Here is a 13,964-nt window from a genome sequence, read left to right on the forward strand (position 1 = left end):
TCGCAGACACCACTGACAACGGGCCGTCCGGCGACCGGCCCCCGGCGGACACGCGGCAGGGCGCCCACCGCGAACGGTGAGCGCCCTGCCGGACGTGCAGTGGTGTGCGGCCGCGCGATCGGACGTGCGGCGGTCGTGCGGCCGTGCGGTCAGACCTGGCCGGCCTTCTCCAGAGCGGCGCAGCAGGTGTCCACCAGCAGGCGGGTCACCGTGTACGGGTCGACGTTGGCGTTGGGGCGGCGGTCCTCGATGTAGCCCTTGCCGTCCTTCTCGACCTGCCACGGGATGCGGACCGAGGCACCGCGGTCCGAGACGCCGTAGCTGTACTCGTTCCAGGGCGCGGTCTCGTGCAGACCCGTCAGACGGTCGTCGATGCCGGCGCCGTAGTTCTTCACGTGGTCCATCGGCTTGGAGCCCTCGCCCAGCGACTCGCAGGCGGTGATGATCGCGTCGTAGCCCTCGCGCATCGCCTTGGTGGAGAAGTTGGTGTGCGCGCCGGCGCCGTTCCAGTCGCCCTTGACCGGCTTGGGGTCGAGGGTGGCGGAGATGTCGAAGTCCTCGGCCGTGCGGTAGAGCAGCCAGCGGGCGATCCACAGCTGGTCCGAGACCTCCAGCGGCGCCAGCGGGCCGACCTGGAACTCCCACTGGCCGGGCATGACCTCGGCGTTGATGCCCGAGATGCCGAGGCCGGCCTTGAGGCAGTTCTCCAGGTGCGCCTCGACCACGTCACGGCCGAAGATCTCGTCGGAGCCGACACCGCAGTAGTAGCCGCCCTGCGCGGCCGGGAAGCCGCCCTCGGGGAAGCCGAGCGGACGGGCGCCCTTGAAGAAGGTGTACTCCTGCTCGATGCCGAAGATCGGCTCCTGCGCGGCGAACCGCTCCGAGACCTCGGCCAGCGCGGCGCGCGTGTTGGACACGTGCGGCGTCATGTCCGTGTTCAGGACCTCGCACAGGACGAGGATGTCGTCGCCACCGCGGATCGGGTCGGGGCAGACGTAGACCGGCTTGAGCACGCGGTCGGAGGCGTGGCCCTCGGCCTGGTTGGTGCTGGACCCGTCGAAGCCCCAGATGGGAAGGTCGGCAACCCCGGTGGCGGCCGCGCCGACCAGGATCTTCGTCTTCGAGCGGAGCTTGGCGGTCGGCTCGGTGCCGTCGATCCAGATGTACTCAGCCTTGATGGTGGTCACGGGGGCCTCATCCTGTGCGGGTGCAGCGGTATGCCGCGCAGCATGGCAATGGGGCATTTCCCGTCCGTTGCCCGTTTGTGAACCCCGTGTTACTCGGGTGCCTATTGTGACGGACGCGACACACGACACTCGTGCGGTGTGATCTTCGTACAGCGGGCAGACTGGCGGGCATGGACAGCACGCCCCGCACGCCCCGCACGGACAGCAAGCCCCGCACGGACAGCAAGCCCCGCACGGACAGCAAGCCCCGCATCGGACTCCTCGGCACCGGTCCCTGGGCCGACCGCACCCACGCCCCGGCGCTCGCCGCGCACCCGGGCGTCACCTTCAGCGGGGTGTGGGGCAGGCGCCCCGAGGCGGCCGCCGCCCTCGCCGCCGCCCACGGCACGCGGGCGTACGACGACGTCGACGCGCTGCTGGCGGCGAGCGACGCGGTCGCGTTCGCCCTGCCGCCGGACGTGCAGGCCCCGCTCGCCGCACGGGCCGCGGCGGCGGGCTGCCACCTGCTGCTCGACAAGCCGGTCGCGACGAGCGTGGCGGGCGCCCGGGAGGTGGCCGAGGCCGCGGACAAGGCGGGGGTCGCGTCCGTGGTCTTCTGCACGCTCCGGTTCGCCGCCGACACCGCCCCGTGGGTCGAGGAACAGGCGGTGCTCGGCGGCTGGTACCACGCCCAGGCGCACTGGCTGGGCGCGTTGTTCTCGCCCGGTTCGACGAGCGCGTACGCCGCGTCGCCCTGGCGCCGGGAGAAGGGCGGCCTGTGGGACGTGGGCCCGCACGTGCTGTCGGTACTGCTGCCCGTGCTCGGGGACGTGACCCGGATCGCCTCGGCGGTCACGGGCCCCGGAGACGCCCGGCACCTGGTGCTGCGGCACGCCTCGGGCGCGGCCAGCACCCTGACGCTGAGCCTGAGCGCCCCGGTACGCGCCTCCGATGCGGGCGTCACGCTGTTCGGCGACCACGGGCGGGCCGTGATGCCGGCGTGGGGGGACGCGGTCGGTTCGTTCACGAGGGCCGTCGACGCCCTGCTCGGCGCGGTACGCGGCGGGGAGGCGCACGCCTGTGACGCACGGTTCGGGCTGCGCCTGACGGAGATCCTGGCGGAAGCGGAAGCGGAAGCGGAAGCGGAGGCGGAAGCGTCGGTGGAGGCGGGGGCAGGGGCGCGAGGGGAAGCGTCGGCGGGGGTGCAGGCGTGGGCGGGGGCGCGGCTCGCCGACTGAACCGCGCCCCCTGTCCTGGGTGTCCGTCCGCGCCCGTCAGCCGACGCGCTCGATACGGGCCTTGCGGATCAGGAACTTGCCGGGCTCGCGGACCTGCTCGAACGCCGCGTTGTTGAGCAGGGCGCAGCTTCCGGAGGTGGAGGTGACCTCGACGGTCGTGGACTTGTTGTTGTCGAGGTTGGTCACCTTGAGCTGCGTTCCCACCGGGAACTGGTTGCTGGAGGCGGCCGGGGCGCCGCCCTCGCCGGAGAGGGTCACGGTCGAGCCGGCGCAGACGACCTCACCGGCCGCCCCGCCGCCCTGCTGGTCATCGCCATTACCAGCGCCATTGCCGTTGCCCTGGCCCTGACCATTACCCGCGCCATCAGCGTTGCCCTGTCCGGCTCCCTGTCCCTGACCATTGTTCTGACCCTGCGCGTTGCCCTGGCCCTGGCCGTTGTCCTGCCCGGCGCCCTGGCCGGCGTCCTGGCCCGCGCCCGCGTTCCCGGCCGCCTGGTCGCCGGCCTGGGCACCACCTTGGGCACCCGCCTCGGCGCCGCCCTGGCCCACCTCGCACCCGGCGGCCTCCTGCTGGCGCTTGATCTGCTCGATGACCGCCTGACGGTTCGCGATCCGGGCCTCCGACTGGGCGTCCGGGTTGGCCCGCTGGCCGGCGATGAACTTCTCGTTGTTGCCCAGCGCCGTGGCGAAGCCGTCGCAGGCCACCGACGCCTGGCTCGTCCCGGTCATCACGATCGCCGTACCGCCGACCATGGCGGCCGCGCCGATGAGCAGGGCGAGCTTCTTCTTCCCGCTGAGCGTTTTCTTGCGTGACACGTAGGGGCTCCCTGTCCCCGGCCGTTCGGGGGAGTGACGGCCGGATCGGTTCCGTGTGTACCCCTACGTACGAGTAGCCCCGGGAATTTACTCAACTCCCCAACGCCTCAGCCGACTTCTTGTGTCACGACCGGCTGAGAGCGTCCCGCACCGCGTCGTCCGTCCGGCCCACGACCGCCGTGCCGTCGTCGGCGGTGATGATGGGGCGCTGGATGAGCTTCGGGTGCTCCGAGAGGGCCGCGATCCACCGCTCGCGCGAACCGGCCTCGCGCGGCCAGTCCTTCAGCCCGAGCTCCTTGGCGGCGGGCTCCTGGGTGCGGGTGATGTCCCACGGTTCGAGCCCGAGACGGTTCAGTACGTCCCGGATCTCGTCCGCGGACGGCACGTCCTCCAGGTAGCGGCGGACGGTGTAGTCCGCGCCCTCCTCATCGAGCAGCCGCAGTGCGCCACGGCACTTGGAACACGCGGGATTGATCCAGATCTCCATGCCCGTCACCGTACCCCCGCCCTCGCGCAAAGCGGTGCTGGCCAGGGCCGATTGTCAGTGGGGGGCAGTAAAATCGAAGGAGTTGGTGAGGGCCCGGGGGAGGGTCCCCACACCGCGTACCAGGAGGTCGCCGATGGCCGTTGCCGCACTCTCCACACTGCCCCTCGAACCCTTCGAACCGTTGCAGAAGAAGCCACTTCCGGCGGGCCGGCCCCGCGAGTGGTACGTGACGCACAACCGCCGCCTGAAGGCCATGCGGCTGGCCATCGCCCTGCTCGACTCGGGCGTGTACCACCCGTCCAAGGCGGACAACGAGACGATACGGAGCACGGCGGAGCGCATCGGTATCCACCCGCCGTCGGAGATCACGTGCCGGATGGTCCGGGCGCTGATCCACAGCAGCCGCTGACGGCTAGGGAGTGTCCGGAAAGTATCGGCGTCCGCCCGGAGGGCGGGGGCCACGGGCCAGGCGAGACTTCACGGACACGACCTAGCGGTCGCCGACGGCACGGCGGGCGACCGCCCCGCCCCGTGCCCGCCGCCCCGCCACGGCGGCCGGCGGGCACGGAGCCGACCGGGGCGGTCGGGCGCCGCCCGGGTCGGCGCGGTCACCCCCCGGCCCCCTCCAGCAGCTCGGCCACGTACGTCTCCAGACGTGCCGCCAGCAGCTGGGGTGTCAGGTCCGTGCGGCCCAGCTCGCGCCAGGGACGTGCGACCTTCTCCGCGTCCGGGGCGAACGCCAGGGCGTCCAGGAGCCGCCAGTACAGCCGGGCCTCCGGGTCCCGGGACAGCACACCGCCGTGCGCGGCGTACCGCCCGGCGAACGCGAGCCCGTGTTCCACCCCGTGGAGCAGGGCCAGCGCCGTCGAGCAGTGCGCCACGTCGAGGTCGGCCGGCCCCCAGGAGGTCTCCACCCAGTCGACGACACCGCTGAGCCGCAGGTCCGCCCCGGCGCCCGAGAACAGGACGTTGCCCGGGTGGAAGTCCCGGTGCAGGAAGACCCCTTCGTACGCCGGTGCCTCCCGGCCGATCACCTCCACCGCCCGCGCCCACACCCGCGGCCGGGAGGTGCCCGCGGGCACCCTGACCCGCTCCGGCGACGTCCACGCCTGGTAGGGGCGCGGGCGCGTGCCCTCGGTGACGCTCACGGCGTGGATGCGCACCAGCTGCCGCGCCAGCAGTCCGGCACGGGCGTCCAGGCCCGCCTCGTCGACCCGTACGGCGCCGGGCAGCCGGGTCATCAGCAGCGAGGGCGCGTCGCAGAACTCGCCGGTGGCGTCGACGGCCAGGCACTCCGGTGCCGGGATCCCGGTCCCGGCCAGCAGGGCGAGGACGTCCGCCTCCCGGGCCAGCAGCCCCGGCGCGTGCCTCCGGTAGAATGGCTTGACGAACGACCGCAGGACGACGTCCCGGCCACCGCCGGGCCCCGGTCCCGCTTCCCGTCCGGGCCCCGGTCCCACTTCTCGCCCCGGTACGGGTCCCGCTTCCCGTCCGGGCCCCGGTCCCGCTTCCAGTGCGGGCCCTTCCGTCCGCAGCAGCCGCATCTGCGACGTCCAGCCCCCGGTCAGCCACCGCTCGGACACCACCCGCTCGCCGCCGGGCAGCGCCTTCTCCACCCAGGCCGGCGTCCCCGGCGGGGCCAGCACCGCGTCGGCGAACCGGCGCCGGTCCTCGGCCGCCGTCACGAACCAGACCCCCAGCCGGTGCCCCGCCCCCGGCACGTCCAGCCGCCGGTAGCGGGACCGGGCGGTGAGCGCGTCCTCGACGGCCCCGGTGACGTCCGGCGGGATCACGTCGTCGGTGCCGGGCACGGCCAGCACCGCCGTACCCTCGTACCCGCGCAGCGTGTCCAGGGCCGTCGTGTCGCGCCAGCCGCCCTCCCGCCGGATGATCTCGGTGAAGCCGTGCCCGAACGGAACCCGCCACGCCTCCCGCGCATACACGGCCGGCGCGCACAGCCCGATCGCCCGCACCCGCCCGCCGTAGTGCCCGACCAGGTCGGCGACGGTCTGGCCACTCATGCTGAAGCCCACCAGCACCAGGTCGTCGCCGTCCGGCACGATCCGGTCGATCACCGCACGGGCCTGGACGAAGCGCCGCTCCAGGCTCAGCCCGTCCGGATCACCGCTGCTGCGCCCGTGCCCGGAGAAGTCCGGCGCCACCACCCGGCAGCCCCGTGCGGCGAATTCGTCCAGCACCGGCACCAGGAGCCCGGCACTGCCGTTCCCCGCCCCGTGCAGCACCACCACGGTCACACCGGTCACACCGGTCACACCGGCCGCACCGGTCTGATCGGCCGTCCCGCCCGGATCCCGCACCACGCAGTGGATCCGCTCCCCGTCACTCATCACCGTGTCCATGATCCTTTTCTAGACCATGCCCCCGCCGCGCCGTGCCCCACTCCCACATACTGCGCACCACCGGCTCCAGGGCACGGCCCTGGACGGTGAGGACGTAGCGGACGCGGGGAGGCCAGCCGGGGGTGCGGTGGCGCTCGACGACGCCCGCCCGGGTCAGGTGGGCCAAGCGGTCCGAGAGGACCTTGTCCGAAAGGGAGGGCAGGGCGGCGGACAGTTCGGAGTACGTGGCCTCGCCGCGGCGCAGGAACTCGCGGACCACCAGCGGCGTCCACCGGCCGCCCAGCGCGGCGAGGGTGATGTCGACGGGACACCACGGTTCGTCGCCCGGTGGGACGAGGGCGTCGGCCGGGCAGTCTCCCAGCGGGCCGCCCCGCCCTGCCGCCTGCGCAGGTGTGCGTGTGTGTGCGTGTCCAACCGTTTGGTGAGTCACGAAGGGCCCTCCTACCGTCCGTCGGGAAACGGTTCACCCCCGCGTATCCGAGGAGACGTGTGCGTATCCATCACCTCAACTGCGGTTCGCTGCGCGAGATTCCGCCGCTCGGCGACGAGCGGGCGGCAGGCGCCGCGCACCACGAACCGGCAGCCGTCTGCCACTGCCTGCTCATCGAGACGGACGCGGACGGGCTGGTCCTGGTCGACACCGGGCTCGGCACCGCCGACGTACGGCACTCCGACCGGTCGCTGGGGGCCGACTGGGTGGCCTACGCCCAGCCCCTGCTGGACCCGGAGGAGAGCGCGCTGCGCCAGGTCGTACGCCTCGGGTACGCGCCGCGGGACGTACGGCACATCGTGCTGACCCACCTGCACCGGGACCACACGGGCGGGCTGCCGGACTTCCCGCACGCGCGCGTGCACGTCCATCCCGACGAGTACCGGGCCGTCACCGATGCTGCGGCGCCGCACCACCGGCACAGCCTCGACCGTTTCATGCCGGCCCACCGGGCGCACTCTCCCGTGCTCACCCCCGCCGCCGTGGACCCGGACGCGGAGTGGTTCGGCTTCCGCGGCGTAGCCCGCCCGGCGGGGCTCGGGTGCGACCTGCTGCTGGTGCCGTTGCCCGGCCACTCGGCGGGGCACGCGGGCGTCGCGGTACGGGACGGCGACGGGCGGTGGCTGCTGCACGCGGGCGACGCGTACATGTACCACGGCGAGATCGAGCACACCCCGCCCCTCTCCCACCCCGTTTTCGACCCGGTCCAGCAAGGGGCGCAGACCGAGGCCGCGGCGCGCGTCGCCACCCGCGACCGGCTGCGCGCCCTCCGCCGCGACCACGCGGACGAGGTCACCGTCTTCAGCGCGCACGACCCGTGGGAGTTCGCCCGCCTCACACCCGGCGCGGGGTCCGGGCCGCTCCCGGGCGTTCGCTCAGGGGCATCAAAGGGGCCCTGACTGATCGTTTCAGAAAGGCTGCTGCGCTGGTCGCCGCCTCACGTCAGACGGGGTCCTTCTCCGAGTAGTTCCGCGACCCGCTGGGCGGCCTCGTCTGGTGACCTGTCGGACGCCGTGCGGCTGCGGATCGTGCGCGACATGGCCCGGGAGCAGGGGGAGCTGAGCTGTTCCACCTTCGATCTCCCGGTGACCAAGTCCACGACCACGCACCACTTCCGGGTGCTGCGCGAGAACGGCGTCAACCAGCAGATCTACCGGGGCACCGCCAAGCTCAACGCCCTGCGCCGGGACGATCTGGACGCCCTCTTGCCCGGTCTCCTGGACAGCGTCCTCACCGCCGCGGAGGGTCAGGAACTCCGTCTCGGCGGGGCCCCCACGCCGTAAGGCGGCCCCCGCAGGTGCCGTGGCGGGTTCAGTCGGGCAGGCGCGCGAGGTCGGCGCGGGTGGTGTGGAGTTTGGCCAGGACCCGGGCGACATGGTTCTCGACGGTGCGCGGGGAGAGGAACAGGGCGGCGGCGATGTCCTTGTTCCTGGCGCCGGAGGCGAGCAGGTCGCGGATCTGCCGCTCGCGGGGGGAGAGCCGGTCGCCGTAGCCGGCGCGGCCGTGCGGATTGGGGTGTTCCCGGCCGAGTCGGCGCAGCAGGCTGTGGCAGCGCGCGGCATCCGACGTGGCGCCCAGCGCGTCGAACGCGGCGAGCGGCGCGGCCAGCCGGGCGGCGACGTCCTCAGGGTCGGTACGAGTACCGGCGGCGCGTTCCTCGGCGAGGGCGGCGTGGTAGGGGCGGCCCATGCGCCGCCATGCCTCCGCCGCCCGGTCGAAGGCGTCCCTCGCCCCGTCCGCGTCCTCCGCGCCCAGCAGGAGGCCCCGGCACAGGTGCTGTTCGGCGACGGCGCCGGGCGCGTCGCGGGTGCCGGTCTCGGCGGCGTGGCGTTCCGCCAGCGCCCCGGCCTCACCGGTCCGGTGCAGGGCCAGAAGGGTCTCGACGGCGACCGGTACCAGATCCCGGGCGTAACCCCAGGCTTCCTTGGCGGCGAGGAAGGCGAGGAAGTCGTGAGGGTCGGTGAGGGCCCGCCAGGCGGCCTCGGGTTCACCGTCCCCGAGGTGCAGGCGCGCCGTGCCCGCGGCGGCGGCGACGGAGAAGACGTGCAGGCCCTCACGGGCGAGGACCCGGTCGAACGCGGCGGCGGCCTGCGCGCGTCGGCCGCGGGCGGCCGCGACGAGTCCCCGGATGGTGGCCGCCATCCCTCCCGAGTCCAGCCGCGTGTCCGGGTGCCGTTCCCGGAAGGTGGCCACGCCCCGCTGGGCCTCGTCCCAGCGACCGGCCAGCCAGTCGAGCTCCAGCTGGTGGTAGTCGACGTAGAGATCCAGGATCGGCAGGTGGACGCGCGGCCCCAGATAACGGAGTTCGGCGAGGATCGCGGCCGCCCGCCGGTCGTGCCCGACACCCATCGCGCAGCCGGTGCCGGCGCTGAGGAGGAGCGCCGCGCCCTGGAGCGTCTGCACATCGCCCTCCCGGGGCAGCGCCGCCAGCAGCTCGGGCAGGGCCGGGTCGGCCGCGATGCCTCGCTGCACGATGTCGGCGAGGTACAGCATCAGCTGGGCGAGCGGGTCCTGCCCGGACTCCGACAGGCGGAAGCCCCGCTCGACCATGGCGCGCTGTTCGGCGAGGGAGAACCGGCCCGACTGCGACAGACCGAGGTAGCCCAGCAGCCTGGCGGTGAGCGCCGGATTGGTCCCCTCCACCTCCGACAGGGCGGTCACCAGCTCCTCCTCGCCCGCCTGGTCGCCCGCGCGGTAGATGAGCAGCGCCGCCACGCACATCCTGATCTCGCCCCGGACGGGGGCGGGCAGCCGGGGCAGCGACAGGATCCGGCGCAGGGCCGCGACGGTGGTGGTGTGCTCGGAACCGAACGAGGCGGCCTCCGCCATGACCCGGGCGGCGCGGCTGAGCTGGTCCGGGGTCAGGTCGGGCTGGTCGAGGACGGCGCGCAGGACGACGGCGGCGGTGCCGTAGTCGCCCACCTCCGCGGCGTGGTCGGCGGCGGCCTGGGCCCGCGTCAGCCAGGCCGCCCGGTCTCCCAGCGCGCGGGTGTGGTGGGCGATCTGCACCAGGGGCGGTGGATCCCGCGCCTCCAGCACCGCCAGGACCCGCCGGTGGACGCGCGACCGCACCGGCCCGGGCAGGCCGTCGTACACCGCCTGCTGCGCGAGCACGTGCGCGAATCCATAGGAGTCCGGCCCCACTTGGCGCAGGACCGCCGCCCTCAGCGCCTCCAGCAGCGCCGCGCCACCGCGCTCCGCGTCCAGGCCGGCCGTCTCGGCCAACAGCGTCTCCCCGGCCGGGACGGCCAGCACCGCCGCCGCCTCGACCAGGGCCGACGCGTCCGGTCCCAGCCGGCCGGTCCGGCCGGCCAGCACCTCGCTCAGACTCCGCGGCACCCCCAGCGCGTCTATGGCCGCGGCCTCCGGCGAACCGGCGCGGGCGCCGCCGGGGCCGCCGGTCCGCCCGCCCGCCTCCGCCGGATCACCTGACGCTCCCCGCGACCGCGCGAGGGTGATCAGGTCCTCCTCGATCACCAGCGGCAGACCCTCGCTGCGCCTCAGGAGCGCCCGCACCAGGGCGGGCGCCGGTTCCTCGGCGAGCATGTCCCGTGCCATCGTCCGCAACTCAGCCTCGCCCAGCGGCCCGAGGGCGATGTCCGCCCCGCCCGTGCCCAGGGGACGCCGGAACGCCGTTCCCAGGACCAGACCCGGGTCCGGCAGGTCCTCCGTACGGTAGGTGAGCACCAACGCGGTGTCCGCGGGCATGTCGCTGGCCAGCAGGAACACCAGCTCTCTGGTCGCGTCGTCCGCCCAGTGGAGGTCCTCGACCACCAGCACCGCGGGCCCTACCGCCGCCAGCAGCGTCCGCACACCCGACACCACCCGGAACCGCTCCGCGCCCGGCGCGCCGGTACCCGACGGCACCTGCGGCGGCTCCGCGGGCAGCGCCTCGGCCAGATCCGGCAGCAGAGGTGCCAGCGCCCCCGCCGACGCACCCATCCGGTCCGTGGACGGCAGCCATGGCTTCACCCGGCGCAGCGCGTCGATGACCGGCCCGTACGCCAGCGGCTCGCGCAGCGGATGGCAGGCGCCCGTCATGACCCGGAGCCCTCGCGCCTCCCACACCGCCGAGGCCTCGGCGACCAGCCGCGACTTCCCGATGCCGGCCTCGCCCTCGATCCGGACGACCGCCGGGCGGGCGTCGGACACGGCGGCGAGCAGCGTCCGCAGCTCCTCGGCGCGGCCCGCGAAAGCGCAGCCCCGCAGCCCGGCGGCGGCCCCCTGCCGACTGACATCGTCCATGGCCGCTCCCCGCGCCCGTTCGCACTCCCCGGAAGACGGGGGACCACGGCGCGTGGCCCCCATTTTAGTCCCGCGGGCGCGTCGTGGCCCGGGCGCGCTCGGTGCGGGGGAGGGGGTGACCGGGACGGACTTAGGTAGGGACCCGGATTGAATACCTACTGATCCACGCGGTGTGGTGGTGGTGTCGCGGCGCCCGGCGCGACCGTTGTGGTCCACGGCGGACGATCCGGACGTACGCGGCCGGCATCCGGGAGGATGCCGCCGTCGGCGGTCGCGTCCGGTTCCTTTCCGGCCGGTGCGAGGGGTGGTACCACCCCCATGCCACCCTTCCGCCGGCGGCGCTCCCGAGCGTGCTCCCCTCCCCGGGCGTACGCCGCACCCACCATCCGAGGAGTTCCCATGCCTCGCCCCGCCACTCTCGTCCCGCCCGGTACCTGCTCCCGCCGGACGCCCCCGGGCACGCACTGCTGCGAGCTGGCCGCCGACGTCGGGGCCACGCACTCGCTGCGGACGTGGATCGCGGGCCTGCTGGACCGCTGGCAACTGCGCCGCCTCCACGACGACCTCGCCCTGATCGCGACCGAGCTGGCCACCAACGCGGTGGAGCACGCGGGCACCAGCGCCCGGGTGACCCTGGCGCTGCGCGAAGCCGAGCCGGGCCGCCGGGTGGTGCGCCTGGAGGTCGAGGACACCGGCCCGGGCTTCGACCCCCGTTCCGCTACGCCCGTGCGCCCGGGCCCTGACCCGGGCGAGAGCTGCTCGGGCCGAGGCCTGCAACTGGTCGCCGCTCTGAGCTGTGCCTGGGGCGCCCGGCCTACGGACACCGGCCAGCTGGTGTGGGCCGAACTGTCCGCCTGAGCGCTCCCAGTCCAGGATGACGAGGGGGTGGTGGGTGAGGTTCGCCCACTGGAGATCGGCGTGGCCGGTGATGCGTTCGGTGATGGCCGGCGCGGGGGTGCCGAGGAACTCGGGGAACACACGGTCCGCCCATGACTGCCGGATGGTCTCGCGGGGCGGCTCGGCGGTGCTGAGTTCGTCCAGGCTCTCCCGCAGCGTCGCCCACCAGGAGTTCGGCAGACCAGGGTCCTCGGTCAGGCCGGGGGTCTCCGGGGAGCTGACGGGCTGGACGATGTAGTCAATCAGTTCTGCCTCGAAGACGTAGGTACCGTCCTCCCAGCGGTAAAGGTCATGGAGATGCAGGTGGGAGACTTCGCCGAGGTGCCGGTGCGTCGTCTCGATGGGGCTGGTCACCTGTCCGGAGGCGGCCAGACTCGCCTCTCACTGCCGAGCGCGACAGCTTCCGCGCGGCGTCCTGGTTGTCCACGGTCGTGATCATGATCAGGAAGTCCGCCATGAGGGCAACGTACCCGCCCGTCCGCCGCCCGTCCGGGGTTCGTGAACCGGGTGTGGACCACGAGCCGGCGAGGGCCGCCACCCCGACTATGGGGTAGCGGCCCTCGCGGCGTTCTGACAACAGCCAGAGGATTGGCCGGGCGGTGCACACTCGGTGCGCAAGGGGGCGGAAAGCAGGCGGTGACGGTGAGAACTTCTGGCAAGAGTTTTCACAGGTCACAGCCTGTTTCCAAAGCTTCGGCCCAGGTCGCCCAGCCCCGCCTCCTAGAGGTCGAAGTACAGCTCGAACTCGTGCGGGTGCGGGCGCAGCTGGATCGGGGCGATCTCGTTGGTGCGCTTGTAGTCGATCCACGTCTCGATCAGGTCGGACGTGAAGACGCCGCCGGCCTGCAGGTACTCGTTGTCCTCCTCCAGCGCGTCCAGGACCGCGGGGAGGGAGGTCGGGACCTGCGGGACGCCCGCGTGCTCCTCGGGGGCCAGCTCGTAGAGGTCCTTGTCGATCGGCTCGGCCGGCTCGATCTTGTTCTTGACGCCGTCGAGGCCCGCGAGGAGCAGCGCCGAGAACGCCAGGTACGGGTTCGAGGACGGGTCCGGGGCGCGGAACTCGACGCGCTTGGCCTTCGGGTTCGAGCCCGTGATCGGGATGCGCATCGCGGCGGAGCGGTTGCGCTGCGAGTAGACCAGGTTGACCGGGGCCTCGAAGCCGGGCACCAGGCGGTGGTACGAGTTCACCGTCGGGTTGGTGAACGCCAGCAGCGACGGGGCGTGCTTGAGGATGCCGCCGATGTAGTAGCGGGCGGTGTCCGACAGGCCCGCGTAGCCCTGCTCGTCGTAGAAGAGCGGGGAACCGCCCTGCCACAGCGACTGGTGGACGTGCATGCCGGAGCCGTTGTCACCGAAGATCGGCTTGGGCATGAAGGTCGCGGTCTTGCCGTTGCGCCAGGCGACGTTCTTCACGATGTACTTGAAGAGCATCAGGTCGTCGGCCGCGGCCAGCAGCGTGTTGAACTTGTAGTTGATCTCGGCCTGGCCGGCGGTGCCCACCTCGTGGTGCTGGCGCTCGACCTGCAGGCCGACCCGCTCCAGCTCCAGGGAGATCTCCGACCGCAGGTCGGCGAAGTGGTCGACCGGCGGGGCCGGGAAGTAGCCGCCCTTGTAGCGGACCTTGTAGCCGCGGTTGTCCTCGACCTTGCCGGTGTTCCAGGCGCCGGCCTCGGAGTCGATGTGGTAGAAGCCCTCGTTCGCGGAGGTGTTGAAGCGCACCGAGTCGAAGACGTAGAACTCCGCCTCGGGGCCGAAGTACGCCGTGTCCGCGATGCCGGTGGAGGCCAGGTACGCCTCGGCCTTCTTGGCGATGTTGCGCGGGTCGCGGCTGTACTGCTCGCCCGTGATCGGGTCGTGGATGAAGAAGTTGATGTTCAGCGTCTTGTCACGGCGGAAGGGGTCCACGCGCGCCGTCGACAGGTCCGCGCGCAGCGCCATGTCGGACTCGTGGATCGCCTGGAAGCCGCGGATCGACGAGCCGTCGAAGGCCAGCTCCTCGGACGGGTCGAACGCCGTGGCCGGAATCGTGAAGTGCTGCATCACGCCGGGAAGGTCGCAGAAGCGGACGTCGATCATCTTGACGTCGTTGTCCGCGATGTACTTCTTGACGTCGTCGGCGTTCTGGAACATCCAACTCCTCCTACTCCCACCCGGGGGAGGGCGGGGTTGTAGCTCGGTCGTGCGGCCAGTGCGGTGGCACACGCTCGTTCCGACCCTAGGGACGCGGGATTTCTCGAGCGTGACCCATTTGTTTCGACCAAGTTA

At 72.9% G+C, this 13,964-nt stretch carries 12 protein-coding genes; 5 read left to right on the top strand and 7 right to left on the bottom strand.

The window, feature by feature from the left end; genetic code table 11:
• Nucleotides 1-149: 149 nt before the first annotated feature.
• Nucleotides 150-1,244, bottom strand: a complete 1,095-nt coding sequence (gene glnII / locus EIZ62_RS23850) for a glutamine synthetase (protein ID WP_244375939.1) — start codon at nucleotides 1,242-1,244, stop codon at nucleotides 150-152.
• Nucleotides 1,245-1,357: 113 nt separating this feature from the next.
• On the opposite strand from glnII, the gene EIZ62_RS23855 reads away from it, so the two are divergent.
• Nucleotides 1,358-2,404 (top strand): Gfo/Idh/MocA family protein, encoded by a 1,047-nt coding sequence (locus EIZ62_RS23855; protein WP_156694738.1) that lies wholly within the window; start codon nucleotides 1,358-1,360, stop codon nucleotides 2,402-2,404.
• A 36-nt stretch (nucleotides 2,405-2,440) separates the two neighbouring features.
• Here EIZ62_RS23855 and EIZ62_RS23860 read toward each other — a convergent pair whose 3' ends face one another.
• The gene (locus EIZ62_RS23860; protein WP_156694739.1) at nucleotides 2,441-3,220 is read right to left on the bottom strand and encodes an RlpA-like double-psi beta-barrel domain-containing protein; all 780 of its coding nucleotides are present in this window, start codon (nucleotides 3,218-3,220) and stop codon (nucleotides 2,441-2,443) included.
• 124 nt (nucleotides 3,221-3,344) lie between these two features.
• Nucleotides 3,345-3,707 (bottom strand): arsenate reductase family protein, encoded by a 363-nt coding sequence (locus EIZ62_RS23865; protein WP_156694740.1) that lies wholly within the window; start codon nucleotides 3,705-3,707, stop codon nucleotides 3,345-3,347.
• A 133-nt stretch (nucleotides 3,708-3,840) separates the two neighbouring features.
• Between EIZ62_RS23865 and EIZ62_RS23870 the strand changes: the two genes are divergently transcribed.
• Nucleotides 3,841-4,116, top strand: coding sequence for a TIR domain-containing protein (locus EIZ62_RS23870; protein ID WP_156694741.1), 276 nt, complete (start codon nucleotides 3,841-3,843; stop codon nucleotides 4,114-4,116).
• 199 nt (nucleotides 4,117-4,315) lie between these two features.
• Here EIZ62_RS23870 and EIZ62_RS23875 read toward each other — a convergent pair whose 3' ends face one another.
• Nucleotides 4,316-6,067 (bottom strand): alpha/beta fold hydrolase, encoded by a 1,752-nt coding sequence (locus EIZ62_RS23875; protein WP_156694742.1) that lies wholly within the window; start codon nucleotides 6,065-6,067, stop codon nucleotides 4,316-4,318.
• Nucleotides 6,048-6,497, bottom strand: coding sequence for a winged helix-turn-helix transcriptional regulator (locus tag EIZ62_RS23880; RefSeq protein ID WP_244375941.1), 450 nt, complete (start codon nucleotides 6,495-6,497; stop codon nucleotides 6,048-6,050). Before EIZ62_RS23880 ends, EIZ62_RS23875 begins: the two co-directional genes overlap by 20 nt.
• A gap of 59 nt (nucleotides 6,498-6,556) precedes the next feature.
• Here EIZ62_RS23880 and EIZ62_RS23885 point away from each other — a divergent pair, with 59 nt between their 5' ends.
• A complete protein-coding gene (locus EIZ62_RS23885; RefSeq protein ID WP_167536419.1) occupies nucleotides 6,557-7,456 on the top strand; it encodes an MBL fold metallo-hydrolase in 900 nt (299 codons plus the stop codon).
• A gap of 21 nt (nucleotides 7,457-7,477) precedes the next feature.
• Nucleotides 7,478-7,840: an ArsR/SmtB family transcription factor gene (locus EIZ62_RS23890; RefSeq protein ID WP_425281885.1), complete on the top strand. Its 363-nt coding sequence runs from the start codon at nucleotides 7,478-7,480 to the stop codon at nucleotides 7,838-7,840.
• Nucleotides 7,841-7,868: 28 nt separating this feature from the next.
• Here EIZ62_RS23890 and EIZ62_RS23895 read toward each other — a convergent pair whose 3' ends face one another.
• Nucleotides 7,869-10,802, bottom strand: coding sequence for an ATP-binding protein (locus EIZ62_RS23895; RefSeq protein ID WP_167536420.1), 2,934 nt, complete (start codon nucleotides 10,800-10,802; stop codon nucleotides 7,869-7,871).
• Between the two features lie 399 nt (nucleotides 10,803-11,201).
• On the opposite strand from EIZ62_RS23895, the gene EIZ62_RS23900 reads away from it, so the two are divergent.
• On the top strand, nucleotides 11,202-11,660 hold the full coding sequence (locus EIZ62_RS23900) for an ATP-binding protein (RefSeq protein ID WP_167536421.1): 459 nt from the start codon (nucleotides 11,202-11,204) through the stop codon (nucleotides 11,658-11,660).
• 759 nt (nucleotides 11,661-12,419) lie between these two features.
• Here EIZ62_RS23900 and glnA read toward each other — a convergent pair.
• Complete coding sequence (glnA, locus tag EIZ62_RS23905) at nucleotides 12,420-13,829, bottom strand: type I glutamate--ammonia ligase (protein ID WP_156694745.1); 1,410 nt, start codon at nucleotides 13,827-13,829, stop codon at nucleotides 12,420-12,422.
• Nucleotides 13,830-13,964 lie beyond the last annotated feature (135 nt).

Source organism: Streptomyces ficellus (genome assembly GCF_009739905.1).
Classification (GTDB): domain Bacteria; phylum Actinomycetota; class Actinomycetes; order Streptomycetales; family Streptomycetaceae; genus Streptomyces; species Streptomyces ficellus_A.

Bases quoted from the DNA above. Each gene is read 5' to 3' on its own strand.
- EIZ62_RS23870 (WP_156694741.1), top strand. From the start codon at position 3,841: ATGGCCGTTGCCGCACTCTCCACACTGCCCCTCGAACCCTTCGAACCG.
- EIZ62_RS23895 (WP_167536420.1), bottom strand. From the start codon at position 10,802: ATGGACGATGTCAGTCGGCAGGGGGCCGCCGCCGGGCTGCGGGGCTGC.
- EIZ62_RS23900 (WP_167536421.1), top strand. From the start codon at position 11,202: ATGCCTCGCCCCGCCACTCTCGTCCCGCCCGGTACCTGCTCCCGCCGG.
- EIZ62_RS23865 (WP_156694740.1), bottom strand. From the start codon at position 3,707: ATGGAGATCTGGATCAATCCCGCGTGTTCCAAGTGCCGTGGCGCACTG.
- glnII (WP_244375939.1), bottom strand. From the start codon at position 1,244: ATGCCCCATTGCCATGCTGCGCGGCATACCGCTGCACCCGCACAGGAT.
- glnA (WP_156694745.1), bottom strand. From the start codon at position 13,829: ATGTTCCAGAACGCCGACGACGTCAAGAAGTACATCGCGGACAACGAC.
- EIZ62_RS23875 (WP_156694742.1), bottom strand. From the start codon at position 6,067: ATGGACACGGTGATGAGTGACGGGGAGCGGATCCACTGCGTGGTGCGG.
- EIZ62_RS23855 (WP_156694738.1), top strand. From the start codon at position 1,358: ATGGACAGCACGCCCCGCACGCCCCGCACGGACAGCAAGCCCCGCACG.